This is a genomic window from Pseudomonas sp. GL_139_B (assembly GCF_057834475.1).
The window spans coordinates 3463853-3489171 of record NZ_CM174403.1 but is presented as its reverse complement, the minus strand read 5'-3'; the positions used below and the strand labels follow the sequence as shown (position 1 = coordinate 3489171).

The following is a 25319-nucleotide window of genomic DNA, read 5'->3' as shown; positions in this document are numbered from 1 at the left end:
TCACGCTCCTGGCAAACCCGGATGACCCTGATGACGCGCCCCCGTTTCTTACCCGACAACTTCACCCTGACCCTGATCGGCGTCGTGCTGCTCGCCAGCGTGTTGCCCGTCAGTGGTCAGGTTGCGGTGGGCTTTGGTTGGCTGACCAACATAGCCATTGCTCTGCTTTTCTTTATGCATGGCGCCAAATTGTCACGCGCGTCGATCATCGCCGGTGCTGGCCACTGGCGCCTGCATCTACTGGTGTTCAGTCTGACCTTTGTGTTGTTCCCGCTGCTCGGGTTGGCGCTCAAACCGGTGCTGTCGCCGCTGATCGGAGACGATCTGTACATGGGCATGCTCTATCTGTGCGCGCTGCCCGCTACGGTGCAGTCGGCCATTGCCTTTACCTCTCTGGCGCGTGGCAACATTCCAGCGGCGATTTGCAGCGCGGCGGCGTCCAGTCTGTTCGGGATCTTTATCACGCCATTGCTGGTGACGCTGCTGCTGAATGTGCATGGCGATGGCGGCTCGACCCTCGATGCAATTGTGAAGATCAGTGTGCAATTGCTGCTGCCGTTCATTGCCGGGCAGATTGCGCGACGCTGGATCGGTGCCTGGGTCGGGCGCAACAAGAGTTGGCTGAAGTTCGTGGATCAGGGCTCGATTCTGCTGGTGGTCTTCGGCGCGTTCAGCGAAGCAGTGAACGAGGGCATCTGGCACCAGATTCCGCTGTGGCAACTGGCCGGGCTGGTGGTGGCGTGCTGCGTACTGCTGGGGGTGGTGTTGGTGGCCTCTACAGTGCTGGGCAAAGCTTTTGGTTTCAATGTGGAAGACCGCATCACTATTCTGTTCTGCGGTTCGAAGAAAAGTCTGGCGACCGGTGTGCCGATGGCCCAGGTGCTGTTCGCCGGCAGCACCATTGGCGTGTTGATCCTGCCGCTGATGCTGTTCCATCAAATCCAGCTGATGGTCTGTGCAGTGCTGGCCCAGCGCTACGCCAACCGCCAGGAGTCGATTGCTGAACTGATGGCTCAAGTTGATCCTTGATCGGCTGAGTCCCTATCCCCGCCGAAGCTCTAAACCCGCGATGTAGTGCCGTATTTTTTCGGTAGCCAGCCGTCTTCGGGCGGCATGTGCCTATGCATGTGACTGCCGGGGCTGCCAGACATAGAGCTCAGTGTGATAGTTTTGCTCTATGTGGCGGGAGAGAAAGTATGCAGTGGTTCATGAAACTGAAGCTGGGGACAAAACTGATCATCGCGTTCCTTGCAGTTTCCGCAATGGCATTGATGATTGGCGTACTCGCCTACAAGAATATCTACAAGGTTGCTGACATGATGGCCAGCATGTACGCCGACCGTCTGGTGCCGATTCGCGACCTGGGGTATGCGAATAGTGAGCTACAGGAGGATATGGCCCGGATTTACAGGGCTTGCACGGAAACCGACCTGGAAGTGATGGCGTCCTTGACACCGAAAAACCAGGCGTCGGAGCGCCACATTGTCAACCTCATGAATGCGTATCGCCAGACGTTGCTGGTTGATGGCGAGAAACAAAACTTAAGCGTGTTTGACCAGCAATGGCCGCTCTATCTCCAAGCGGCGCAGAAGGCATTGGCGTTGGGAGTGGCGAACAGGAATCTGGAGGGGCTCGCGGTGCTGCAGACTGAGGTTATGCCGTACTACACGGTCTTGCAGACAACCTTGGAGGCCCTGATCAAGATCAACGAGGATACGGCCAGTCAAGGGAACTCCGAAGCCGATGTGATCGTAGCGCGGATCGGCCAGACCATGGTGGGCTTGATGATAGGCGGCTTTGTGTTGGCAATCCTGATCGGTTTGCTGATTACCCGCATGATTGTGCGGCAGATTGGTGGTGAGCCGTCCTATGCAGCGGATATTGCGTGCAGGGTGGCGGCCGGTGATTTAACAGTGACACTGCAAACCAAAGCCAGCGACCGCTCCAGCCTGTTGTACGCGTTAAAAATAATGCTCGAACAACTGCAAGCGTATTACGCAAAACTGGAGCACAAGGTCGATGAACGCACTGCTGCCTTGACGGATGTGCTCGCGCAGCAAGCCGCTAGCATGAAGGTGAAAGCCAGCCTGATCGCCGAAATCCAGGAAAAAAATCACCAACTGCAGATCGCCGACCAACACAAAAGCGACTTCGTGGCCAACATGAGCCATGAGATTCGCACGCCGATGAACGCGATTATCGGCATGAGCTACCTGGCGCTGAAGACCGAACTGAACCCGCGCCAGCGCGACTACATCGAGAAAATCCAGCAGTCCGGCAAACATTTGCTGGGCATCATCAACGACGTGCTCGACTTTTCCAAGATCGAGTCCGGCATGCTGAATGTCGAACAGACCGAGTTCACCCTTGAGGAGCTGCTCGGCAACGTGGTGAACCTGGTCGGTACGCGGGCCGCGCAGCGCAACCTGGAATTGATCCTCGATGTGGGCGGCGACGTCCCGACCACGTTGATGGGCGACCCGCTGCGCTTGGGGCAAGTGCTGATCAATTTCGTCAGCAACGCGGTCAAGTTCACCGAACAGGGCCAGATCACCATCTTGGTTCGTCTGCAGGAGTGCCGCGAGTCCGAGGCGCTGCTGTATTTTGCGGTCAAGGACACCGGTATTGGCCTGTCCGAAGAACAAATGGGGCGTCTGTTCCAAAGTTTCCAGCAAGCGGATACCTCGACGACCCGCCAATACGGCGGCACCGGCCTGGGGCTGGCGATTGCCAAGAAACTCGCCGAATTGATGGGCGGCACGGTCGGCGTGGACAGCGTCGTCGGCCGGGGCTCGACCTTCTGGTTCACCGCTCGGGTTGGCATCGTGTCAGAAGCGAGTAAAAAACTGCGCGGCGGCCGGATGCTGGCGGTGGACGACAATGACAGCGCCCCTCACAGCCTGTCGCAGGAGGCTCCAACGGGGAACATCATGGCGACGATTTTCGGCGCGCGGGTACTGTTGGTTGAAGACAACGCGTTGAACCAGCAGTTGGCGAGTGAACTGCTGCGTGATGCCGGTTTACTGGTCGATATCGCTGGCAATGGGCAAATTGCCGTCAACCGGGTCCAAACGGGCGACTACGACTTGGTGCTGATGGACATGCAGATGCCCGTCCTCGATGGCGTGAGCGCGACGCGGGCCATTCGTGCCTTGCCCGGCAAGCGTGATCTGCCCATCGTTGCCATGACCGCCAACGCCATGCTGCCCGATCGCGAACGCTGCATGGAGGCGGGCATGGTGGATGTTGTCGTCAAACCGATCGACCCAGACGCACTGTTCCATGCGCTGCTGCGCTGGATCGAGCCAACCGGCGCAGCGCCAGAGGCTGTTGGCATCCAAACTAACGCTATCACGCCCGATGCCGACTTGGATTTCAGTGGCGTGGACGTGACTGCCGGGCTACGCCGGGTGCTGGGCAAGCACAACCTGTATCTGGACTTGTTGCGCAGCTACCTGGCCGGCCAGAGCCCCTTGTTGTCGCAGCTGCGCGCGGCGCTGGCGGTGGGCGAGTTAGAGAAGGCCGAGCTGTTGGCCCATAGCTGCAAGGGGGTGTCAGCGACCATCGGTGCCGACACCGTCGCGCAGGCGGCAGATGCATTGGAGCAGGCGTTGCGTGCAAAGAGACCTCACGATGAGTTGCAGGTCTGCCTGGAAGACTTGACCGAGCCTTTGGAGGCCCTGCTGGGGCAATTACGCGAGAAGTTGCCCGGTGTGGTCGAGGCAGACCCCATCGCGGTCGACGCCGTCGAGTTGCAGCAGATTTGCCGACATCTGGATGAGCTGCTGAATGACTTTGATGCGCAAGCCGTGCCCTATTTCGCTACGCATGCGGGTGTTCTGCGCGGTGCGTTTGCGAACAGGTTCCAGCCACTGGAGGGTGCTGTGAAAGGTTACGATTTCGAGCGGGCGCAGGTCTTTCTGAGCGAGGCCCTGCAGGCTTGCGAAGCAGGCGCAAGCGGCCACAGTAGATCCATAATCGCCTGAGTCCCGAGCCTGGTCTGGAGTGATGCATGAAGGTTGGCGTGATTTCCGATACCCATGGCTTGCTCCGCGCTGAAGCCCTTGCAGTCCTGGAGGGATGTGAACGGATCATTCATGCGGGCGACATTTGCAGCCGGGACATTCTCGAGCAGCTGGCGTCTCTTGCTCCACTGCATGTCGTGCGCGGGAACAATGATCTGGGCGCGCCTTGGGCAGAACAGCTTGATGATTTTCTGTGTTTTGACCTTAACGGATGGAGCGCTTTGCTGGTACATGACATCGCCGATGTCCCGGTCGTGCTCGATGCCGGCATCAAACTGGTGATCACCGGCCATTCGCACCAGCCACGCATTGAATGGCGCGGTGACCGGTTATTTCTCAATCCCGGCAGCGCGGGACGGCGGCGCTTCAAGCTGCCGGTGACGCTGGCGTTGCTTGAAGTGCTGGAGACCTCGATTGAGCCGCGGCTGGTCTCACTGTTGGATTGCCATCCGCATTGACCCATCAGAAAGTTGTTGGCCTGGTTCATCACTCGATAGTTTCACCCATCACTCGGACGTTAAAGCCCCAACTCTAAAGCCAGCAAGTCCGACAATGGTTGTGGTCGTCTAATCAATCTGGCTTGTCCTTGCTCGATCAATACTTCCGGCAACAGGGGGCGGCTGTTGTAATTGGATGACATGGAGGCGCCGTACGCACCTGTGTCATGCATGATCAGCAAGTCGCCAACCTGCGCCTCGGGTAGCAGGCGAGGTGTCACACCGTGTTCATCCTGCGTATAGATATCGCCCGATTCACACAGGGGGCCGCCCACCACGTAGTCGTGTTCAGGGCGATGGATGGGCGCCCCCTCTGCATCCAGCAAGGTCATGTGGTGATTGGCGCCATAGAGGGCAGGGCGCATCAGGTCATTGAAGCCTGCGTTCACGGACTGCCCAAACTCGGTTTCATCTATTCGCTGTTCACCTCCACGGTCGTGGTGCTGGGCCTTTTTATTTGATGGGCTGGTGGCGACCTTGCTGGCCCCTGTGATCAGCATGATATTGGCGTTCAGTCTCGCGTTGCCATTGGCGGTTGCGCGGTTATCCACCAAGCTCTGGTTACGCACGCTGGCAGCCGCTTATATCGGCTGTTTTCGTGCAGTACCGTTATTGTTGCTGATCCTCTTTACCGTGATTCTTTTGCCTTCCATGGGGCTACATTGGTCGGCCTTGGGGTATCTCGTATTCGGCATGGTGCTGCACCATAGTGCAATGACGGCGGAAATCGTCCGCACCGGGATACTTTCTTTGGGCCGAGGGCAAAGGGAAGCAGCGCTGTCTATCGGCATGCGAGAGCACCAGGCGATGCTGTGGATCGTGCTGCCACAGGCGTTGAAACTCATGTTGCCGGCCTTGATCAGTGGGGTTCTGGCCATTGTTCAAGACACATCACTGGGCTACATCATTCCCTACGAGGAACTGTTGCGCCGTTCACAGCAGATATCCAGCTTCGCGCCGCAAACACTGCTTCAGTCCGCGTTTATCGTGACGGTCATGTATGGCTTTGTCAGCGCGCTGCTGTTGGCACTGCGGCACGGGATCGAACGCCGGCAGGCCTATACCTCCCGGGCCGCGAAAGGGAGCACCAGCGTTACAGCCTCGGTGGTTTTTACAGAAACGCTTGGAGGTATTCCGGGTGTAACGCCGGCGCTGGGTCATGTGTCGGCGCAAGCGTCCACTCGTGACAAATAGTGCAGTTCTGGAGTTACGGGTGTGCTGTCACCGAGCTACAAAATGTAGTCAGCTATTTCTGTGTCAATCTTGAGAAAATAATTTCGTATGATTTCAAAAGCCTGTTCTGTAGAAGGAACTAGCGTGCGCAGGGCCAATCTCACAATGCCTAGGGTCATATCTAAATTAAGCTTTGGATTTACGTCCAGGGCTACAACGGCGCCGCTTTTTAGTGGTTGAAGCATCGCGTTGTAGGTGGAAGGAGAGACCATGTTTGAGACGGATAACAATTTCTGTATGGTTTCAAGGTTGTTTATATTTACAGAAAAGTTTTTTTCAAGGGGTAATTTCCATCCATAAAGCTGCGAAATATTGAATGCCAAAGTGTCGCTAATATAACCAGCCCCTATGATGGGGTAATTTTCCAGTTCGTCTATGGTGATGTTCTTTTTGGCGGCAAGCGGATGGCCCTGTCTGGCAAACCAGCCGTAGGTACATTTATAGAGTGGCTCTGACAATAGATCCGCTGAGCTCGCCGCCGAGCTGACATCTCCAATGAAAAAATCCAGTTTTTCTCTCCGTAGTGAATCCAGCAACACATCCGTGCTTTCCACCTGAACCTGAACTCTCAATTTGGGGCCTTGTGCAACCAAATCATTAATCATGGGTGCGAGCAGGTCTATGGCTATGGAAGACCCTAGTCCAAAAGCCAAAGGGCCATAGGCGCCGTCCTTCATCAAGCTCAGTGCGCGGGCTCCTTCGCGCTCATCAAAGACAATACGGCGTGCTCGCTCCAAATATTCCAAGGCATAAGGAGTAGGGCGCAAGCGGCGATTGCTTCGGTCAAAAAGCGATACTCGAAGCTCGTCTTCCAGGGCTTTGAGACTCCTGGATAGCGCTGGGAGGCTCAAGTGCACAGCCTCAGCAGCAGCGCTGAGCGACCCCGTCTCCATCACCGCCACAAAATGGTGAAGCTGCCTGGTGTTCATGTGATGCCTCGAGTTGCAATTTCTGCAAGATTTTAAGCGGAAAATTGCAATTTACCTAAATAAAGGTGAGTCCTTACACTCGATGCCTACTACAAACCAATGGCACGTACAATTTCATGAGCAACGCATTGCCTCTCTCGCCCGTCAAGCCACTGGTAGCTATCGCCGCTGACCGAGTGGAGCGTTACGGTCATCAAGCCCATACCTTATTCCACGGCTACGTGAGTGCAGTGGCATCGGTTTCTGGTGGGCTACCACTGGCGCTACCTGCTGACGAAGCAGCAATCGATATTGCCAGTTTGATTGCCCATGTAGATGGAGTCGTCCTGACGGGAAGTCCGTCGAACATTGCCCCGCATCATTACGGGCAAGCATCAAATCCAGAGGGTTCGATGCTGGATCCGGCACGCGATGCAACGGTTTTGCCGCTAGTCAAAAAGCTCGTTGCAGCGGGTATTCCGGTTCTCGGGATTTGTCGCGGGTTCCAGGAAATGAATGTTGCATGGGGAGGGACGTTAAACGTCGCTGTCCACGAGAGGCCAGGGGCCATTGATCATCGTGAGGGTGATCAATCCAGGCCTATTAAGGATTGGTATCAAGACTGCCACTCGGTAGACATCATTGCTGGTGGCGTTCTATCAAGGCTATGTACCGAAAAAAGCGTACTCGTGAATTCGCTCCACCACCAAGGTGTAGAGAGTTTAGGTAAAGGGTTGAAGGTTGAAGCGATTGCCCCGGATGGGTTGATCGAAGCTTTCTCGGTAGAGGGAGCACCGAGCTTTGCATTGGCTGTGCAGTGGCATCCGGAAATGCGCGTGGAGGACAGTGACTTTGCTCGAGCAATATTCGAAGCGTTTGGTGAGGCATGCCGACAGCGATCAATTGTTCGTGCTGAATCGTGCAAAGCAAGTCGGTGAAAAACGAGAGTCTAATGAACACAAAAACAATATCTCAACTATTCAGTCAGACGTACGCTGAATCTCGAAAAAAATTCCTCGAGGCTGCGCAGTCGAAAGGCTTGGCTGTTGAAAGTTATGAACTGAACCTGAAAGGGGCAGAAGGTGAGGCGCTCGCCACCGATGTGGTGATTGATGGCCCGCTGGATGCTTCCAAAATGCTCATTGTCATCAGTGGGGTTCATGGTGTTGAAGGGTTTACGGGTTCGGCTGTGCAAACCGGCTTGCTTGGTTTGAATCTGTCAAAACCTGACGACACGTCGGTTTTATATGTACATGCGATCAATCCGTTCGGTTTCTCGCATCTGCGTCGCGTCACTCAGGAAAACGTCGACCTCAACAGAAATTTTATTAATTTTAATTCTGACCTGCCGCAGAACCCGGGTTATGACCAGATTCATGACGCCTTGCTTCCGCAACAGTGGCCGCCAGAGAGTGACGAAGTATTAGAGGACTATCGCCAGGAACACGGTGACAGGGCGCTGCAACAGGCTATGTCCATAGGGCAATATAAATCTGAAAAGGGCATGTGGTTTGGTGGTAAGGCGCCAACCTGGAGCAACGATACAATCAGAGCAATTCTGCGCAAGTACACCGCGGATATCAAAGTACTTGCTTCAATCGATATTCATACCGGGCTCGGGCCCTACGGCTACGGTGAAAAAATATTCGCCGGTTTTGATAATGGCATTTTCAATCTTGCGCAGGAATGGTGGGGCGAACTGACTAATGTGCACACTGGCACGTCTACCAGTGTGCCAATGAGTGGCCCGATCCAGGCCGCTATTATTCAAGAGTGTGAAAACGCTAAACACATCGGTATTTGTCTTGAGTATGGTACCTACCCGCTTGAACGAGTGATCACTGCACTCAGAGCGGATCATTGGACCTACCGTTATGAAACGCGCACGACAGCACAGGGATTAGCAATAGCAAGTCATCTCAAGGATACCTTCTACCCTGACGAGCCCGAGTGGCAGCTAAAGGTTTGGGAACAGGCGGAACAGGCAGTCTTACAGGCCCTTAAAGGACTCGCGGTTTAGGACTTGATGCGACAGTAAGAGAGCCGGGTGATTGTAAACTTTAACTATCCTGATGATCATAAAATGAATAATCAACCAATATCTCCATCGGTGGATGTGAATCTTTCAGTTGCTGACACTGACGTAGGTCATACGGCAATAAATAAAAAAGCGATTGCGGCGGCTGTGGCGGGTAATGCGCTTGAATTTTATGATTTTGTCATCTATGCATATTTTGCCGTCTACATCGGCAGAGCGTTTTTTCCGGTGGCTGGGGAGTACGGCAGCTTAATGGCAGCCGTTGCAACTTTTGGCGTTGGGTTCTTCGCCCGCCCGTTGGGTGGCATTTTGATCGGAGCCTACGCCGACCGGGCAGGGCGCAAACCCGCCATGATTCTTACTGTAGCAATGATTACGATCGGTACGATTGGGTTAGCGATGACGCCCAGTTATCAGTCGATCGGTATTGCCGCACCGATTATTGTCGTTATCTGCCGGTTGATTCAGGGTTTGGCGCTTGGCGGCGAAGTCGGACCTGCGACATCGCTACTGATCGAAGCAGCCCCCCCTCATCGTCGTGGATTTTATTCCAGCTGGCAGATTGCGAGCCAGGGGATCGCTGTAGCGGTGGGAGGGGTGCTGGGTGTCGCACTGTCCTTTTGGTTGAGTGCAGAACAGCTTGAAAACTGGGGATGGCGCGTTCCGTTCTTTCTAAGCCTGGTGCTGATTCCTATCGTTATCTACATGCGTAGAGCATTGCCAGAAACTCATGAAACGGCCCAAGAGCGGACAAGCAGTGAAATCGTTGGTGTTGTCCTGCGCGAGCATAAAAAGGTACTACTGCTAGGCGTTCTACTGTTTGCTTCGATTGGCGTTGCGTCGCAAATCGGCAACTACATGGTCAGTTACGCTGTACAAGTGCTTAAACTTTCTGCGCCGATTGCGCAAGGAAGTGTTTTGGTCGGCGGGTTGGTGACATTTGTTTTTGCCCTTATAGGCGGCTTGCTTAGCGATCGCTTGGGAAGAAGGATTACCAATTTTATTCCTCGGGTTATTTTGACGTTGGCTATTGTCCCACTCTTCATGTGGCTGGTGAGTGCGCCTACTTTGCTCACGCTGTTCACGGTGAATACAGTCATTGCTGCGCTGACCGCAATGTTTGCCACCGCCGGACTTGTGCAAATTCCAGAGCTGTTACCGATAGCGGTTCGCAGCACGGGTTTGTCTTTGGTTTATGCACTGGGCACCGCGATATTTGGGGGGACGACTCAATTTATCGTTACCTGGTTAATTGCGGTCACCCACAGCCCGATGGCGCCGGCATGGTATTTGGCTGGCGTAAGCGTTTTAAGCCTTCTCGCTATGCTGTTTTTACCTGAATCAAAAAACATAGATGTTAGAAAGTGATGTGTGTCTAGCTGAAAAATAAATCCCGGTATAGCGTTGGTTGTTTCTTTTTGTTGGCCTGAGGCTGCTCAACACAGGTGCTTGGGTGTTGGCTTGATGTTGCATTGAAAATATTTTTACTTGCTGAGCCCTGATCTAATAATAAAAACTATTGGTGATAGACATGCGTTATATACAGCGTACAACTGTTTTTTTGTTCTCCCTTATAGCGACTTCCGCGGCCCAGGCTGAAAATTCCAGCCAGGCGTTTGTCGCTACTCAGCTTAAGTCCAGCAGTACCCAAGACGAGGCCTCCGGATTCATTGCAGGGCAATCGCTCTCAGGATCAACCAAAAACTTTCTATCCAAAGAGCAAGCGGAACGGAACAGCACATTCTTCATCAAAAAAAGTGGTGGTTTGCCGGAGCCTACCGACCGCCGTGATACATGGGTCCAGGGAACGATCCTAGACTACCGTTCTGGATTTACCCAAGGTGAATTTGGCCTTGGAGTTGAGGTGGGTGTTTACAACGCTATTGCACTCGAACAGGGCAAGGGGCGCATTGCCGGCGGCGGCAATCGGACGCTGACTGACAGTGATGGAAACGCGGTACATCAATGGAGCAAACTGGGACTGGCCAACGTAAAGGGGCGAGTATCAAATACGACGCTCACTGTCGGTCGCCAGGATATGCAAACGCCAATGATTGCTGACAATACTAACAGAGCACTGCCGTCAAGTTTCGAAGGTGTCAATTTGGACAGTGCTGAATTCAATAATCTGAGTTTCGACTTGGGCGCATTTGATAAAGTCTCTCCGCGTTCAGAGCAAAGCACCACGGATATCGTATCCGAGTATGGCAATCGCAACGTGTCGAGCGACGCGGCTTACATTGCGGGGGCTACCTATACACCTTTTAAAAGCTTTAAAACGAGCGTGTATTCGACTCAGGTCGAGGATTTTTGGAATCAATACTATCTCGGTTTTGTGCACAACGCAGGAGATCGAGCCAGCCTTGGCTTAACCACGTCGTTTAATTACTATAAAACCAACGATCAGGGCTCGGCAAAAATGGGTCCAATCGATAATGATGCCTATAGCCTGGCTTTTAAATTATCACATGGGGCTCATAGTCTAGTATTCGCCTGGCAACAGATAAACGGAAATGAGTACTTTGATTATATTCACGAAAGTAAAGGCACAATGCTGGCTAACTCATTTTTGTCGAACTATAACGGACCAAACGAAAAATCGGTGCAACTAGCGTACGCCTTGGATACGGCGCCCTACGGCCTGCCTGGATTGACATTCTATTTATACAATGTTCGCGGCTGGGATATCGATGGTACTCATTACCAAGGCAATAGCTATCCCGTAAAACGTTTAGACGGTGATAAACAACAGGAGTCTGGCCTCTTGTCTTCTTACACCGTGCAGAGTGGTGCGCTAAAAAGTAGCAATCTCCAGGTGGGCTATGTGGCGCATCGTGCCACGCCGAATGAAATTGATGGAAACGTCAAAGAGTTTCGCATGGTCACAACGATTCCGTTTAACGTATTTTGAAATGGCGTAGTGTGGGATAGATAGCCGTAGACTCGAGGTCCCGGCACAAGCGAGTGAGTCTTCCTTTGGGCCACCCCAACCCCTGTCACCGGGGTTGGGGCAGCCCATTCAAGGCCTCACAGGTTCAACAATTACTTCACATCAAACCGATCCAGGTTCATCACCTTGGTCCATGCCGCCACGAAGTCTTTAACAAACTTTTCCTTCGCGTCGCTGCTCGCATAAACCTCAGCCAGCGCCCTTAATTGCGCATTCGAACCAAAAACCAGATCCACCCGCGTGCCGGTCCATTTCACTGCGCCGGTTTTGCGGTCACGTCCTTCAAACTCTTCAGCGGCCTCGGAAGTGGGTTTCCATTCCACGCCCATGTCGAGCAGGTTGGTGAAGAAGTCGTTGGTCAGCGCTTCCGGTTGTTGGGTAAAGACGCCGTGTCGGGTTTGTCCGACGTTGGTGTTCAATACGCGCAGGCCGCCGATCAGCGCAGTCATTTCTGGCGCGGTGAGCGTCAGCAGTTGCGCCTTGTCGATCAATAGCTGCTCGGCCGGTACGCGGTAGCGGGTTTTCAGGTAGTTGCGGAAGCCGTCGGCAATCGGTTCCAGGAAGCCGAAGGATTCCACGTCCGTTTGCTCTTGCGACGCGTCCATCCGCCCCGGCGTGAACGCCACTGTAACGGTTTGGCCGGCATTTTTTGCCGCCTGTTCGACACCCGCATTACCGGCCAGCACGATCAGGTCGGCCAACGAGATTTTCTTGCCGCCAGCGTTGAACTCGCTCTGGATGCTTTCGAGTTTCGCCAGCACGCTCGCCAGTTGTTCAGGCTGGTTGGCTTGCCAGAATTTCTGTGGGGCCAGACGCAGGCGTCCGCCGTTGGCACCGCCGCGTTTGTCGGAACCGCGGAACGTGGAAGCGGCGGCCCAGGCAGTCGAAACCAGCTGCGAGACCGACAGGCCGGAGGCGAGGATTTTGCCCTTGAGTGCGGCGACGTCGCTGTCGTTGACCAGCGCATGATCGACCGCCGGGATGGGGTCTTGCCACAACAGTTCTTCGTTCGGCAGTTCCGGGCCGAGGTAGCGGGAGAGGGGGCCCATGTCGCGATGGATCAGCTTGAACCAAGCGCGGGCGAAGGCGTCGGCCAATTGATCGGGGTTGGCCAGGAAGCGTCGCGAAATCGGCTCATAGATCGGGTCGAAGCGCAGGGCCAGGTCCGAGGTTAGCATCGTTGGATTACGCCGTTTGGACGGGTCGTGGGCATCCGGAATGGTACCGGCGCCGGCGCCGTTTTTCGCCACCCACTGATGCGCCCCGGCGGGGCTTTTACTCAGTTCCCAGTCGAAGCCGAACAGGTTTTCCAGGTAGTTGTTGCTCCATTTTGTCGGTGTGGTGGTCCAGGTCACTTCCAGGCCACTGGTGATGGTGTCCGCACCTTTGCCGGTACCAAAGCTGTTTTTCCAGCCAAAGCCTTGCTCTTCAAGGCCGGCGGCTTCGGGCTCGGCCCCGACATTGTCGGCAGGTCCGGCGCCATGGGTTTTACCGAAGGCGTGGCCGCCAGCGATCAGCGCCACGGTTTCTTCGTCGTTCATCGCCATGCGACCGAAAGTCTCGCGGATGTCCTTGGCTGACGCGACGGGATCCGGATTGCCTTCAGGGCCTTCGGGGTTGACGTAGATGAGGCCCATTTGCACGGCGGCGAGAGGGTTTTCCAGATTGCGGCCTTGCTCGGTACGGCTCTCTTCATTTTCCCCAGGCTCGGCAACCAGCGGACCTTCGCCGGGTTCTTGCATGGGCTCGTTTTCTTTGCCGTAACGGGTATCGCCACCCAGCCATTTGTTTTCGGAGCCCCAGTAAACGTCTTCATCCGGCCCCCAAACATCCGGACGACCACCGGAGAAACCAAAGGTCTTGAAGCCCATCGATTCCAGCGCCACATTGCCGGTGAGCACGATCAGGTCAGCCCAGGAAATGTTGCTGCCATATTTTTGCTTGATCGGCCAGAGCAGCCGGCGTGCCTTGTCGAGGCTGACGTTGTCTGGCCAGCTGTTGAGCGGTGCAAAGCGTTGCTGACCGGAGCCAGCGCCACCCCGGCCATCACCGGTGCGATAGGTGCCGGCAGCGTGCCAGGCCATGCGAATGAAGAATGGCCCATAGTGACCAAAGTCCGCTGGCCACCAGTCTTGCGAATCGGTCATCAGCGCCGTGAGGTCTCGTTTGACCGCTGCAAAGTCCAGTTTTTTGTAAGCTTCGGTGTAGTTGAAACCCTCGTCCAGGGGATCGGACAGGGATGAGTGCTGGTGCAGGATTTTCAAATTCAGTTGGTTCGGCCACCAGTCGCGGTTCGTCGTGCCACCGCCAGCGGCGTGGTTAAACGGGCATTTCGATTCATTTGCCATGTGCGAGCTACCTTTGGTCGTGATCATCCGGGCTATTCGGCCCTTTATGGGTTCTGGAATAGCGACGAGCGAAAGCAATGACACAGGCTGCTGGGCCAGCAGTTCGATTCACTGATTGTTTTGATCACACGGAAATCGGTACAGCGGAAAACGAGGTGCAATCACGGTGGCCCACGGCAGGCTTAGTCATGTTTCTGACTCATTCCTGTCTCCTTATCAGCTCAAAACGGCTGGCTGACGCCAGCGCAGGGATAAGGTTAGACGCCTATCCGCAAGTCAGCTAATAGGTGGAGTATTCGGGGCTCATAGGCAAAAGCTTTTACTGAAGCCTTCGAGATTGAGGCGGCCGGCAACCCTACGTTCAAGTCACTGAAGGAGGTAGCCCGCGCCTTTGTCAGATGTGGGTGATGTTCCTTATCAAGCTAAAGAAGCCGCGGGCATGAGCGCGGTCATTGCGCCCCAAACACCATCGTCCAATACACCCCTTTATCACTGCGCGCTTGCGCCGCATAACCAGCGCCGACTTGAGTAAACATTGGGTTCATCAAGTTTGCACAATGCCCAGGGCTGGCCAGCCATCCTGCCATCGCCTTGCTCGGTGAACTCTGTCCGGCGGCGATGTTTTCGCCGATCTGCCTGCCGCGAAAGCCTGCGGCCCTCGCTCGATCCGCTGGCATATCACCGTCGGGGTCTTGGTGCGCAAAGTAATTTCCATAGGCCATGGCTTTGCTGTGCCCTTGTGCGGCAGCTCCGAGAGCGGGGTTCCAGCCAAGCGGCCGTGCGGCGGCGAAGCGCTGGCCGCCGCACATCCTCGGTTTGGCCCGCGCTGCGTTGACCTGTGCCAACAATGCTTTGCTGACGGCTCGCGAATCGCCGATCTGACTGTCGAGCACCGGCCGCGCCAGCACCACTTGCCATTCAGTCCTGGCGCGACTGACGCCAATGTCGGCGTACTGGCCGTCCAGCAGCGCCCCGCAATAATCGTCCTGCAACCTATCAAAGGCTTCATCGGCATTCTGTGCGCCGACCACTCGAATGCTGCGTACCGCCACCGCTGAATAGCCGGAATCTTTCAGCCGTTCGCGCAAACCACCGCCATAGCCAATGGGCAGCGCCAGGTTGGAATTCAGTGCCAGCGGTGCCAGGCGCTGGGCCGGGCGTCTGTCGCAACGTTGCGGGTGGGCACGGTAGTCGTTGATCGCTGCCACCAGTTGGCGTTCGCCATTGGCATAAGCGGGGGAGGCGGATAGAGCAAGTACAGGCAAGAAACACAGCGAGGCGCAGCGCAAGGCGAGGACGGTCGGGTGCATGAGGCGGACAGCTCTGATAAGAATAGGTTGGCAATGGGAATTCACGGCGGGAGTAAGACTGGGGTTTGCACACTAGGTTCAGGAGGGCGAGGTGCAAAAAGAGCGGCTTTGCCTACCGCATGTCGCAAATTGCTAAAAGCCCCGGTCTGGCGTTAAACATGTGGCGGCCGCGGTCGATAGCGTTTTCATAATGCCGACGTGACAACAGAGGGCTCCACCGTGTCGATAAAACTCCGTTTACTTTTGCTGATTGGCACCAGTGTGCTCACCGCGCTGATCGTGAGCCTGGTCAGTTACGTGGGAAATACGCAGATGGCTGAAGCGGTGAATGAGAGCGAGGTCAGCATGACCGCGCTACGCAATCACCTCGAAGCCGACATGATGCATGACGCCCTGCGCGCCGATGTGCTGTCGGCGATGTTGGTAGGCCTAGGCAAAAGCACCAGCAGCAAAGCCGAGGTGCGCAGTTCAATCGAGGAACATGCCAAGCATTTTCGCGAAGTACTGGGTGACAACCTTAAGCTGCCGGTCAACGACACCCTCAAAGTTGCACTGAACAAAGTCAAACCGAGTCTCGACACGTACATCAGTGCCGCCGAGCGCATCGTCGGCCTGGCGCTGGAAAATCCCGAAGCGGCGCAAAAAGATTTGGGCACCTTCAATACTGCGTTCAGCCAACTGGAAGAGCAGATGGCGGCCCTCAGCGAGTTGATCGAAACCAACACGCAGCAGACCAGCCACGGCACAGCGCAAGCCATCCAGAGCGCCAATTTCACCCTCGGCATCGTGCTGGTCGCCAGCCTGGTGTTGCTGCTGGTTCAGGGACGCTGGGTGACGCTGAGCATCATCGGCCCGTTGCAGACTGCCAGCCGGATTGCCCAAAGCATCGCCCATGGCAATTTGAGCGAACCGATTACCCAGCCGACACAAAAGGATGAAGCCAGCGCATTGATCCGCAGTCTGGCGACCATGCAGCGTGACCTGCGCGGCATGATCGAGGTGGTGCGCAGCAACGCTCACGGTGTGAGCGGCATGAGCGATCAATTGAGCAGCGGTTGCCATCAGGTTGCCGACAGCAGCCAGCAGCAAAGCGCCGCCGCCAGCACCATGGCCGCTGCCGCCAGCGAAATGACCGCGAGCATCGAGGAAATCACTCGCCACGCCGAACGTGCGCTGGACATGGCCAATCAGGCCGAGTCACTGGCCAAGGATGGCGGCCGGGTAATCCATCAGGTCGTCCAGGACATGGACGGCATTGCTCGTTCCGCGCAGCAGTCGGCTCAGGTGATCCGCACGCTGGACAAGGAGTCCGAAGGGATCTTCAACATCATTCAGGTGATCAAGGGCATTGCCGATCAGACCAACCTGCTCGCGTTGAACGCCGCCATCGAAGCCGCCCGTGCCGGTGAGCAGGGCCGTGGCTTTGCTGTGGTCGCCGATGAAGTGCGCAGCCTCGCTGGCCGCACCAGCGCCTCCACCCAGGAAATTGCCAGCATGGTCGCGCGCATCCAGCAAAGCACCCGCGAGGCGGTGACCAGCATGGAGGCCGGCGTGGCCCAGGTCGACAAAGGCATGGCCGTGACCGCCGACGTTGAGCGCGCGATTCGTCAAATCCTCGACGCGACGCTCAACACGACGCAACTGGTCAACGACATTACCCGCACCATCGGCGAGCAAAGCCTGGCCAGCAACGAAATCGCTCATCAGGTGGACATGATTGCCGGCATGTCCGAAGGTAACAGCAAGGTTATCGGGCAGACGGCGTCGACGACCGATGAACTGTCGAGTCTGGCGGGCAAGTTGTCGCAATCTGTGGATCGGTTTCGGCTCTGACGGATTTCAACATCAAGTATCTGGCCAGCACGCCTTCCCGCTCCCGCGCTGTTGCGTGGAAGCGGGGATAGGTTCTTAGATAAGCTCACCGCAGAAAATATCGTGATTGCCATCGGCCGGGCTATCGCGCACCACGAGTGCGTAATGGCCGGAACGCAGTGTGTCATAGCCCAAAGGCACACTCTTCTCGAGTTGGATTCCCTCTGTTTCGTTGAAGTTGTCAGCAATGACTCTGTTGAGTGAATAGGCCGGTTTCGGCTCATGCTTGGCACAGCTTCCCGAGTAGATATAGGTATACAAGTGCGCCGGAACCAAAGTGCCGTCGGGTACACCACCCACGAACAATGAGAGTTCCGTCTCACTACTGTTCAAGGGGGTTAGAACGGCCTGAGCGATATGCCCGGCATTGTAAGTAGTTGCGTTCAAGGGAACGGTGTCGATCTGCTTTTGGGTTGCACCAGCCACGGAGATCCACCCTACCGTTACCATCAACGCCAGCGAAGATACGATTTTCATCGTAAAACCTCCTGCCTTACAAAGGCGCGTTGAAGTGATCCCCCTCTAAATTCTACTCGCCTGCATAAATCCAGGTTTTCTTCGGATAGTCGGTCTAATAACGATTGGATATGAAACCCCGTTCTCGAAGGGTCTTACAGGTTGCCTCTGATGGCTTAGAGATACTTATCCGTCACAGCCCCTTCTGAAGCACTGGACACTGTTTTCGCATATTTCGCCAACACCCCACGCTTGTATTTGGATTCTGGCCGCACCCAGCGGCTCTTGCGCTCGGCCAATACCGCGTCGGTGACGTCCATCGTAATCTGCCGGGTTTCGGCGTCGATGGTGATTTTGTCGCCGTCTTCAATCAACGCAATCGGCCCGCCTTCAAAGGCTTCCGGCGTGATATGCCCCACGACAAAACCGTGCGAGCCACCGGAGAATCGGCCGTCAGTGATCAACGCGACATCCTTGCCCAGCCCCTTGCCCATAACCGCCGATGTTGGCGAGAGCATTTCGCGCATGCCGGGCCCGCCCTTGGGCCCTTCATAGCGGATCACGATGACGTCGCCAGCCTTGACCTCGCCATTGAGAATTCCCGCCAGAGCACCTTCTTCACCGTGATAGACCCGGGCCGTGCCTTCAAAGCGCAGGCCTTCCTTGCCGGTGATTTTGGCCACGGCGCCGGTGGGCGAGAGGTTGCCGTGCAGCACCACCAGGTGTGAGTCCTTTTTGATCGGCTTGTCGAAGGGCAGGATCACGTCCTGGCCTTCGTGATAATCGGGCACGTCTTTCAGGTTTTCAGCCAGGGTCTTGCCGGTCACTGTCAGCACGTCACCATGCAACATACCGGCGTCGAGCATGCGTTTCATCAGCGGCTGGATGCCGCCAATGGCTACCAGTTCGCTCATCATGTATTTGCCGCTGGGGCGCAGGTCGGCCACCACCGGCGAGACCTTGCCCAGCTCGACGAAGTCGTCCAGCGTCAGTTCGACATCCACGGCATTCGCCATGGCCAACAGGTGCAGCACGGCGTTGGTCGAGCCGGCGAGGGCGATGACGACGCGAATCGCGTTTTCGAAGGCTTTGCGGGTCATGATGTCGCGTGGCTTGAGGTCCAGCTTGAGCAATTCCATGACCTGCTGACCAGCGCGGAAGCTATCTGACGCTTTATCGCTGCCGACCGCCTCCTGAGAACTGGAACCGGGCAGGCTCATGCCCAACGCTTCAATGGCTGAGGCCATGGTGTTGGCCGTGTACATGCCGCCGCAGGAGCCGGGGCCGGGAATCGCCACTTCTTCGATCTGTTTGACCTGGATTTCGCTGATATCCCCCCGCGCATGCTGGCCTACGGCTTCAAACACGGAAATGATGTCGGTGTGGCCGGCGCCCGGACGGATGGTGCCGCCATACACAAAGATCGAAGGGCGATTGAGCCGCGCCATGCCGATCAGGCAGCCCGGCATGTTCTTGTCACAGCCGCCGACGGTCACCAGTCCGTCAAAGCCTTCGCAACCGACCACCACCTCAATCGAATCGGCGATCACCTCGCGCGACACCAGCGAATACTTCATGCCTTCGGTGCCGTTGGCGATACCGTCGGAAATGGTGATGGTGTTGAAAATGACGCCTTTGGCGCCGGCCGCGTTGGCGCCTTTTTCGGCTTCAAGCGCGAGTTTGTCGATGTGCATGTTGCACGGCGTGACCATGGCCCAGGTGGACGCGATGCCGATCTGCGGCTTCTTGAAGTCGGCATCGGTGAAGCCCACGGCGCGCAGCATGGCGCGTGCGGGCGCGGCTTCGACGCCGTCGATGACTTGAGAGGAGAATTTGCGCAGATCGTCTTCGTCGCTCATGATTTTTGCTCACATCAGCAGACCGTATCGGCAAGGATTGAAGTCTAGACCCGGGTGCCGCAAAAATCAGTTTGCCGATGCACACACCTCACGAACACATTCGCGCAACCATCGATGCGCCGAGTCCGCATCCATTCGCGGGTGCCAGAGCATAGAAATCGTGATCGGTGGCGTCGGGATTGGCAGGGGGAAGCTGTGTAAATCGGCGCGCAGGTTTTGAGTGTGCCGCTCAGGCACGGTCGCGATCAGGTCCGAGGCGCGGGCCAGTGCCAGGGCGGCAGAAAAACCGCCCACGATGGTGACGATGTCTCGCTCAAGCCCCAGTGATTTCAAGGCGTCATCCATCGGCCCGCTGTCCCGCCCGCGTCGCGAGACCAGGATATGTCGGCCAGCGGCATAACGGGCGGGTGTGATCTCGCCGTCGCTCAGCTCATGTCCAGCGTGTACCACACCGATAAAGCGATCCCGGAACAGAATACGGGTGCGCACTTCGGGGCTGGTGGTGTCGCCCACCACGCCGGTTTCCAGGTCGACGGTTCCGTCACGCAGCAGTGCGCTGTCCTTGTTGAGTTTCTGCACGAACTTCAGGCGCACGCCGGGCGCTTCCTCGCTGAGTCGAGCAATGAGCGCCGGGCCAAAATTTTCGACAAAACCGTCGCTGGTGCGCAGGGTGAAGGTGCGAACCAGGTGCTTGAGATCGAGGAGCTCGGCCGGACGCAACAACGCTTCGGCGTACTGAACCAGTTGGCTGACCTGCTCGCGCAGTTCAAGCGCTCGCGGTGTCGGCACTAGCCCTCGGCCGGCACGCACCAGCAACGGGTCGCCGGTGGTTTCACGCAATCGCGCCAGCGCCCGGCTCATCGCCGAGGGGCTCAGGCGCAAGCGCTGGGCGGCGCGCGCCACGCTGCCTTCGGCGAGCAGGGCATCGAGGGTAAACAGCAGGTTCAGATCGGGCGTGGTCATGGCTGAACGTTAGCACGACTGCGCAATGGCATGGCGTTGAGTGCAGGTATTGAGTGCAAATGCTGCACCTTCCGCCATGCCACTCACGCGCATACGCTGAAAGCCAATCTTCCAAAAGTGGCCAGCCCATGAAAATCCTCACGTCATCCACCCCGGTCCGTTGGTCGCTCGCCAGCCTTTCACTGTCGATGTTGATGCCGTCCCTCGACACCAGCATCGCCAATGCCGGATTGCCAACATTGGCTCAGGCCTTTGGCGCTGCGTTTGAAAACGTGCAGTGGATCGTCCTGGCTTACCTGCTGGCGATCACGACATTGATTGTCAGCGTCGGACGACTCGGCGACCTGCTCGGTCGCAAACGCTTGTTGTTGAGCGGCATCGTCATTTTCACCCTGGCATCGCTGGCGTGCGGGCTAGCGTCTTCGTTGGGTTGGCTGGTCGCCGCCCGCCTCGTGCAAGGCCTCGGTGCGGCGATCCTGTTGGCGCTGACCATAGCGTTTGTCGGGGACACGGTGCCGAAGGCGCAGACCGGCAGCGCCATGGGCTTGCTCGGCACGATGTCGGCGATGGGTACTACGCTCGGCCCATCGTTGGGCGGTGTGTTGATGTCAGGTTTTGGTTGGCAGGCGATTTTTCTGGTCAATGTGCCGTTGGGCGTTGTGAGTTTTGTACTCGCGTTTCGCTGCTTACCGGCGGATCAACCTGTAGCACGGCGGGCTGGATTCGATTTTCCGGGGATGCTGCTGTTGGCGCTGACGCTCGGTACGTATGCGTTGGCCATGACTTCGGGTCATTGGGGGTTGCTGCTGGTCGCTGGTGTCGGCGCCGGGATTTTCCTGTGTATAGAGGCGACGTCCAGATCGCCCTTGATCAGGTTGGCGCTGTTCCGTGAACGTGGGCTGAGTGCAAGCCTGGCAATGAGCGCTCTGGTGTCGACGGTGATGATGGCGACACTAGTGGTGGGGCCGTTTTATCTCTGCGCAGCGCTGGGGCTGAAACCGGTGCTGGTCGGGCTGATCTTGTCAGTTGGCCCGCTGGTGGCGGCGCTGGCCGGTGTTCCAGCCGGTCGGCTGGTGGACCGTTTTGGCGCGCAGCGCATGACCGTCTTCGGGCTGGCTACCATGGCGCTGGGCGCCGGGGCGTTGTCGATCATGCCGGCGGGTTTTGGCATTCCCGGCTATCTCGCGCCCATTGTGGTGGTCACCGCCAGTTATGCGTTATTTCAGGCAGCCAACAACACTTTGATCATGACGGGCGTCAGTGCGGATCAGCGGGGAGTGATCGCCGGTTTGCTTAGCCTGTCGCGCAATTTGGGGCTGATCACCGGCGCCTCGGCGATGGGCGCGGTGTTTGCCGACAATGGCATGCGGGTTACGTTTGCGGTTGCCGCCGGGCTGATCGTCTTGGCGTTGGTCATCGCGATACGTACCCCCTGTGGGAGCGAGCCTGCTCGCGATGACGGCGGCAAAGTCAACATTAATGTCAGCTGACACACCGCTATCGCGAGCAGGCTCGCTCCCACAGGGGGCTGCGGCGGTGATTTGGATCAGGCAACCTGCGATTGAATCCTTTCCTATATGTCAGCCGCCGGATCAGCAGTGTTGGTATCAGCGTCATCCTTACGCTCAATCGGCCGCAGTTTGAACCGGCAGACATTCCCGCCCCTGACCATGCATTCCGTATGGTCGACCTCACCACCGCCCAGTGCACCAATCAAGGCCAGGTCCAGCTCGCACACCACCGGATGAGCGGCGGCGAGGCGGTGGAACACGCAGTTGTGCGCGACGATTTCCTTATCTTCCGAGGTGCGAAAGATCACTTCGGCTTCGTACCCGGCCTGATTCATGTGCTGCACGATTTTGGCTTCGTCCACCACATGCTGCTCACGGTCCAGCGCCAGTTTGCGGCCCATGCTGCGCATGAGCGATGCGAGCGCCTCGGGGCCGATGATATCGGCCACTTCGTCGATCAGGACGCTAGCCAGCAGTTGATATTGGCGGGGGAACAGCTCCTTTGCATGCTCGGTGAGCCGATACAGTTGCTCCGGACGCCGACCTGTCGGGCGCGTGTCTCCGCGCAGGACCAGGCCGGCACCCTCCAGCGCCGCCAAGTGCTGGCGAATCGCGGTGCGGGTGACGGCCAATTGCTCCGCCAGCTCGTCAATGCTCATGCCATGCGCATGATGCAGCAGCGCATTGAGCAAGTCCTGCTGGGTACGGCCCAGTCCTTCAAGCATGGCGTGTCCTCACGTTTAGAACTTGTCCGGGAACTGCTTGACCAGTGCCGCCGTCAGCGCATCGGCCAGTGCCTGTATATGAACGCGCATCATGTGCCAGGTACTGGCTTCGCCAGCATAGTCATGCGCGGCGATTTGATCGATCTGACTGACATGGTGTCCGCCGTGGGCCGCCAGCATGGTGACCAATGTGCTTTCAGGCAAATTGGGGTTGGCGCTGGCCAGGAAGGCGGCAATGGCCTTGGCATTGCTGGTCAAGTCGGCGATGGCGGCCTGCTTGCCTTTCGCATCCTTGGCGACAGTGGCGTCGCTGTAGTGTTTCACTGCGGCCCAGTGACCGGCCAGCAGCTTGAGCAGCTGATCGGCGGCGGGCTGGCCGTAAAGCGGGGCGATGCTGTTGGCGATTTGGGTGGCGTTGGCGACAACCTGCTCAGCGGCGAGCTTGGCTTGTGCCTTGTCGCCCGCCTGATTGGCAATCACGTAGTCTCTGATCCAGAAAATATGTTCGACCCACAGGTCGCGCAGCGCGAGACGGGTGGTGAGGGCCGCGCTGTCGGCGGCGGGTGGTGTGGCGGGGGGAGTCTGGCTCCAGACGGGTTGAGCGCACAGAGCCAACAACAATAAAGCCAAGGTTTTGATATTCATCACGGTACCCTCTAATTGTGGGATTGTTCGACAATATCAATTAAAGCATTAAAATATGTTTTTATTGGGCAAAAGCAAAACTTGCGGATTAACGGTCATGGCGACCGCCCGCAGGTGACCGCTGAAACCGGCACTTTTATCAGAGGTGAAATCACCTCAACACAAAGTCCACTGGCGCTAGCACGGGAGGTAGCTGGGTTTCTCCCATCGCGGTCAGGATCTCCCGCTCGATGGTGCGCACGAATGCATCGAGGGGCAGATCGTTTTCGTCGCGGCCAAAAGGGTCTTCCAATTCATCGCCAATCGCGTCCAGGCCAAAAAAGGTGTAGCTGACGATCGCCGTGAAAATCGGTGTCATCCAGCCTAGGGGTTCGGCCATGGCGAAGGGCAGGAGGAAGCAGAAAAGGTAGCTGGTGCGGTGCAGCAACAAGGTATAGGCAAACGGCAGCGGCGTATGTTTGATCCGTTCGCAGGCGGCCTGCGCCTGGGTCAGGTGGACCAGATGATTGGCCATGATTGTGTAGCGCCATTCGTTGATTACTCCCGACTCGCTAAGTGCCGAACACTGCTGACCGACCTGCAACAAAATGCGCCCGCTAAAGTCGGGTGCGTTGTCATTGGGGATCGGGTCGAGCCAGCGAGCACTGGCTGTGCGTTCGTTTTCCTGGCGCAATTTTGCGTTGAGCGCATGGGCGAATCCGCACAAGTCACCCAAGATGGCGTTTCGCGTGTCGGCATCCTTGATGATCGCGGTTTCGCGAATCATTGAACGAATCGCAACCATCACGTCGCCCCAGGCTTTGCGGCCTTCGTACCAGCGGTCGTAGCAGGCGTTGTTGCGAAAACTCATGAAGATCGACAGCGACAAGCCCAGCAATGTAAACGGCGTCGCGCTGACTTTGGAGAAGTAACTGGGGTGCGCCGTTTCGACGAGCACGATAGCCGAAGCCAGCAACATGACCATCAGGCTGCGCAGGGCAATCCGTTTGGCAATCGAGCCCTTGATCGCGCTGAGGATGTTGATGAAGTTCGGTTTGGGTCTGACGATCATGGAGTTCTGCCTTCAGGTGTTTCGCGTCGCGCGCAGGCTAAGATCAAGCAGGCGGTAAGTCCAATCACTCTCCGTGACCGCATGATCGATGCCGTCTATGAACGCTATTGTTCTCATAATCCATCGCCCAGCAACTTGAGGTATTGAGGGCTGTCGGAAACGGAGTTATGGCCAGCGTCCGGTATCACCTTCAGCGTGGCCACGCCGGGGGCGAAATGGGTGTAGAGCTGCTGCGTGCTCGATCGCGGTATGACCTCGTCATGCCCGGCGGCGATCAACAACGTCGGCACCGTGATGTGGGCCGCGTATTGCCACGATTGGAATTTGTCCCGCAGCAGCCACCTCACCGGAAACCACGGGAATCGCTGTTTGGCGAGGTTTTCCAGGCTGTTGTAAGGCGTGATCAGGATCAGGCGCGAGGCGGGGCGTTGGCTGGCCAGGCGCACGGCAACGCCCGAACCCAGGCTGCGACCGACCACTGCAATAGTCGGATGACGGTTGTAGACCGTGTCAAACAAGGTCAGAGCATCGCGCGCAATCGCCTCTTCGGACGGCGAGCCGGTACTGCCGCCGTACCCTCGGTAGTGCATCAAGTACAGCGCATGTTCGGGAAACGCCTGAGAAAACGCGGCCAGGTTGCCAGACACATCCTCTGCATTGCCACCAAAGTAGATCAGCGCGTTCGGGCCGTCATGCGGCCTGACTGACACCTGCACCTGCGCGTCCTCGACAGTCAGCGTCAGCAGCGAAGTGGGTGTTGCGATAGCACTGGGTTGCGGAAAGTAGATCAAGGCGCGCTGAAACACGAACAACGCCGCACACAGCGCCAAGTACAACGCGGCAATGATGACGATGGAAAACGTCAGGGTTCTGAACATTCGACTAACTTTAGTGGGCGACATTGACGGCTCGGGAAATGAGGACCGCT

General features: G+C 56.9%; 20 protein-coding genes and 2 pseudogenes. 11 read left to right on the top strand and 11 right to left on the bottom strand.

Features of this window, described 5'->3' with window-relative positions; all coding sequences use genetic code 11:
• The first annotated feature begins 30 nt into the window (after window positions 1-30).
• From AC3ISI_RS15845 to AC3ISI_RS15835, 3 genes are all read left to right on the top strand, one after another.
• Window positions 31-1029 (top strand): bile acid:sodium symporter family protein, encoded by a 999-nt coding sequence (locus AC3ISI_RS15845; protein ID WP_489332770.1) that lies wholly within the window; start codon window positions 31-33, stop codon window positions 1027-1029.
• Between the two features lie 179 nt (window positions 1030-1208).
• Complete coding sequence (locus AC3ISI_RS15840; protein ID WP_489332769.1) at window positions 1209-3986, top strand: MCP four helix bundle domain-containing protein; 2778 nt, start codon at window positions 1209-1211, stop codon at window positions 3984-3986.
• A gap of 26 nt (window positions 3987-4012) precedes the next feature.
• Window positions 4013-4483 (top strand): metallophosphoesterase family protein, encoded by a 471-nt coding sequence (locus AC3ISI_RS15835; RefSeq protein ID WP_489332768.1) that lies wholly within the window; start codon window positions 4013-4015, stop codon window positions 4481-4483.
• 59 nt (window positions 4484-4542) lie between these two features.
• Here AC3ISI_RS15835 and AC3ISI_RS15830 read toward each other — a convergent pair.
• Window positions 4543-4911, bottom strand: a pseudogene (locus tag AC3ISI_RS15830) (diaminopimelate decarboxylase family protein); the annotation flags it as partial.
• Window positions 4912-4999: 88 nt separating this feature from the next.
• On the opposite strand from AC3ISI_RS15830, the gene AC3ISI_RS15825 reads away from it, so the two are divergent.
• Window positions 5000-5716, top strand: a complete 717-nt coding sequence (locus AC3ISI_RS15825) for an amino acid ABC transporter permease (RefSeq protein ID WP_489332767.1) — start codon at window positions 5000-5002, stop codon at window positions 5714-5716.
• Window positions 5717-5751: 35 nt separating this feature from the next.
• Here AC3ISI_RS15825 and AC3ISI_RS15820 read toward each other — a convergent pair whose 3' ends face one another.
• On the bottom strand, window positions 5752-6684 hold the full coding sequence (locus AC3ISI_RS15820) for a LysR family transcriptional regulator (RefSeq protein ID WP_489332766.1): 933 nt from the start codon (window positions 6682-6684) through the stop codon (window positions 5752-5754).
• A gap of 116 nt (window positions 6685-6800) precedes the next feature.
• Between AC3ISI_RS15820 and AC3ISI_RS15815 the strand changes: the two genes are divergently transcribed.
• The 4 genes from AC3ISI_RS15815 (at window position 6801) to AC3ISI_RS15800 (ending at window position 11612) form a co-directional block, all read left to right on the top strand.
• Complete coding sequence (locus AC3ISI_RS15815) at window positions 6801-7601, top strand: gamma-glutamyl-gamma-aminobutyrate hydrolase family protein (RefSeq protein WP_489332765.1); 801 nt, start codon at window positions 6801-6803, stop codon at window positions 7599-7601.
• A gap of 14 nt (window positions 7602-7615) precedes the next feature.
• Window positions 7616-8683, top strand: coding sequence for a M14 family metallopeptidase (locus AC3ISI_RS15810; RefSeq protein WP_489332764.1), 1068 nt, complete (start codon window positions 7616-7618; stop codon window positions 8681-8683).
• 27 nt (window positions 8684-8710) lie between these two features.
• Entirely contained in the window at window positions 8711-10069 is a 1359-nt protein-coding gene (locus AC3ISI_RS15805; protein WP_489332763.1) for an MFS transporter, read from the top strand.
• Between the two features lie 163 nt (window positions 10070-10232).
• The gene (locus AC3ISI_RS15800) at window positions 10233-11612 is read left to right on the top strand and encodes an OprD family outer membrane porin (RefSeq protein ID WP_489332762.1); all 1380 of its coding nucleotides are present in this window, start codon (window positions 10233-10235) and stop codon (window positions 11610-11612) included.
• 131 nt (window positions 11613-11743) lie between these two features.
• On the opposite strand, the gene katG is transcribed toward AC3ISI_RS15800, so the two are convergent.
• Window positions 11744-13999 carry a catalase/peroxidase HPI gene (gene katG, locus AC3ISI_RS15795; RefSeq protein ID WP_489332761.1) on the bottom strand — a complete coding sequence of 752 codons (2256 nt, stop codon included), beginning with the start codon at window positions 13997-13999 and terminating at the stop codon, window positions 11744-11746.
• 449 nt (window positions 14000-14448) lie between these two features.
• Window positions 14449-15309, bottom strand: coding sequence for a CAP domain-containing protein (locus tag AC3ISI_RS15790; RefSeq protein WP_489332760.1), 861 nt, complete (start codon window positions 15307-15309; stop codon window positions 14449-14451).
• 198 nt (window positions 15310-15507) lie between these two features.
• Between AC3ISI_RS15790 and AC3ISI_RS15785 the strand changes: the two are divergent.
• Together AC3ISI_RS15785 and AC3ISI_RS15780 are read left to right on the top strand one after the other, a co-directional pair.
• A pseudogene (locus AC3ISI_RS15785) lies at window positions 15508-16284 on the top strand (MCP four helix bundle domain-containing protein); the annotation flags it as partial.
• Entirely contained in the window at window positions 16279-17142 is an 864-nt protein-coding gene (locus tag AC3ISI_RS15780; protein ID WP_489337727.1) for a methyl-accepting chemotaxis protein, read from the top strand. The pseudogene AC3ISI_RS15785 and the gene AC3ISI_RS15780, both read left to right, overlap by 6 nt.
• A 75-nt stretch (window positions 17143-17217) precedes the next feature.
• On the opposite strand, the gene AC3ISI_RS15775 is transcribed toward AC3ISI_RS15780, so the two are convergent.
• The 3 genes from AC3ISI_RS15775 to AC3ISI_RS15765 all read right to left on the bottom strand — a co-directional run bounded on the left by AC3ISI_RS15775 (window position 17218) and on the right by AC3ISI_RS15765 (window position 20459).
• Complete coding sequence (locus tag AC3ISI_RS15775; RefSeq protein ID WP_489332759.1) at window positions 17218-17658, bottom strand: hypothetical protein; 441 nt, start codon at window positions 17656-17658, stop codon at window positions 17218-17220.
• Between the two features lie 155 nt (window positions 17659-17813).
• Window positions 17814-19496 (bottom strand): dihydroxy-acid dehydratase, encoded by a 1683-nt coding sequence (gene ilvD / locus AC3ISI_RS15770; protein WP_489332758.1) that lies wholly within the window; start codon window positions 19494-19496, stop codon window positions 17814-17816.
• Between the two features lie 66 nt (window positions 19497-19562).
• Window positions 19563-20459 carry a LysR family transcriptional regulator gene (locus AC3ISI_RS15765; protein ID WP_489332757.1) on the bottom strand — a complete coding sequence of 299 codons (897 nt, stop codon included), beginning with the start codon at window positions 20457-20459 and terminating at the stop codon, window positions 19563-19565.
• Window positions 20460-20587: 128 nt separating this feature from the next.
• Between AC3ISI_RS15765 and AC3ISI_RS15760 the strand changes: the two genes are divergently transcribed.
• Window positions 20588-21949, top strand: coding sequence for an MFS transporter (locus tag AC3ISI_RS15760; protein WP_489332756.1), 1362 nt, complete (start codon window positions 20588-20590; stop codon window positions 21947-21949).
• 83 nt (window positions 21950-22032) lie between these two features.
• On the opposite strand, the gene AC3ISI_RS15755 is transcribed toward AC3ISI_RS15760, so the two are convergent.
• The 4 genes from AC3ISI_RS15755 to AC3ISI_RS15740 all read right to left on the bottom strand — a co-directional run bounded on the left by AC3ISI_RS15755 (window position 22033) and on the right by AC3ISI_RS15740 (window position 25293).
• Window positions 22033-22695, bottom strand: coding sequence for a helix-turn-helix transcriptional regulator (locus tag AC3ISI_RS15755; protein WP_489332755.1), 663 nt, complete (start codon window positions 22693-22695; stop codon window positions 22033-22035).
• A gap of 15 nt (window positions 22696-22710) precedes the next feature.
• Window positions 22711-23340 carry a hypothetical protein gene (locus AC3ISI_RS15750; protein WP_489332754.1) on the bottom strand — a complete coding sequence of 210 codons (630 nt, stop codon included), beginning with the start codon at window positions 23338-23340 and terminating at the stop codon, window positions 22711-22713.
• Between the two features lie 151 nt (window positions 23341-23491).
• Window positions 23492-24391 (bottom strand): bestrophin family protein, encoded by a 900-nt coding sequence (locus AC3ISI_RS15745; RefSeq protein WP_489332753.1) that lies wholly within the window; start codon window positions 24389-24391, stop codon window positions 23492-23494.
• Window positions 24392-24504: 113 nt separating this feature from the next.
• Window positions 24505-25293, bottom strand: a complete 789-nt coding sequence (locus tag AC3ISI_RS15740; protein WP_489332752.1) for an alpha/beta hydrolase — start codon at window positions 25291-25293, stop codon at window positions 24505-24507.
• Window positions 25294-25319 lie beyond the last annotated feature (26 nt).

Bases quoted from the DNA above. Each gene is read 5' to 3' on its own strand.
- AC3ISI_RS15845 (WP_489332770.1), top strand. From the start codon at position 31: ATGACGCGCCCCCGTTTCTTACCCGACAACTTCACCCTGACCCTGATC.
- AC3ISI_RS15740 (WP_489332752.1), bottom strand. From the start codon at position 25,293: ATGTCGCCCACTAAAGTTAGTCGAATGTTCAGAACCCTGACGTTTTCC.
- AC3ISI_RS15800 (WP_489332762.1), top strand. From the start codon at position 10,233: ATGCGTTATATACAGCGTACAACTGTTTTTTTGTTCTCCCTTATAGCG.
- AC3ISI_RS15760 (WP_489332756.1), top strand. From the start codon at position 20,588: ATGAAAATCCTCACGTCATCCACCCCGGTCCGTTGGTCGCTCGCCAGC.
- AC3ISI_RS15815 (WP_489332765.1), top strand. From the start codon at position 6,801: ATGAGCAACGCATTGCCTCTCTCGCCCGTCAAGCCACTGGTAGCTATC.
- ilvD (WP_489332758.1), bottom strand. From the start codon at position 19,496: ATGAGCGACGAAGACGATCTGCGCAAATTCTCCTCTCAAGTCATCGAC.
- AC3ISI_RS15790 (WP_489332760.1), bottom strand. From the start codon at position 15,309: ATGCACCCGACCGTCCTCGCCTTGCGCTGCGCCTCGCTGTGTTTCTTG.
- AC3ISI_RS15775 (WP_489332759.1), bottom strand. From the start codon at position 17,658: ATGAAAATCGTATCTTCGCTGGCGTTGATGGTAACGGTAGGGTGGATC.
- AC3ISI_RS15780 (WP_489337727.1), top strand. From the start codon at position 16,279: ATGCAGCGTGACCTGCGCGGCATGATCGAGGTGGTGCGCAGCAACGCT.
- AC3ISI_RS15820 (WP_489332766.1), bottom strand. From the start codon at position 6,684: ATGAACACCAGGCAGCTTCACCATTTTGTGGCGGTGATGGAGACGGGG.
- AC3ISI_RS15810 (WP_489332764.1), top strand. From the start codon at position 7,616: ATGAACACAAAAACAATATCTCAACTATTCAGTCAGACGTACGCTGAA.
- AC3ISI_RS15755 (WP_489332755.1), bottom strand. From the start codon at position 22,695: ATGCTTGAAGGACTGGGCCGTACCCAGCAGGACTTGCTCAATGCGCTG.
- katG (WP_489332761.1), bottom strand. From the start codon at position 13,999: ATGGCAAATGAATCGAAATGCCCGTTTAACCACGCCGCTGGCGGTGGC.
- AC3ISI_RS15750 (WP_489332754.1), bottom strand. From the start codon at position 23,340: ATGAATATCAAAACCTTGGCTTTATTGTTGTTGGCTCTGTGCGCTCAA.
- AC3ISI_RS15745 (WP_489332753.1), bottom strand. From the start codon at position 24,391: ATGATCGTCAGACCCAAACCGAACTTCATCAACATCCTCAGCGCGATC.
- AC3ISI_RS15835 (WP_489332768.1), top strand. From the start codon at position 4,013: ATGAAGGTTGGCGTGATTTCCGATACCCATGGCTTGCTCCGCGCTGAA.
- AC3ISI_RS15840 (WP_489332769.1), top strand. From the start codon at position 1,209: ATGAAACTGAAGCTGGGGACAAAACTGATCATCGCGTTCCTTGCAGTT.
- AC3ISI_RS15765 (WP_489332757.1), bottom strand. From the start codon at position 20,459: ATGACCACGCCCGATCTGAACCTGCTGTTTACCCTCGATGCCCTGCTC.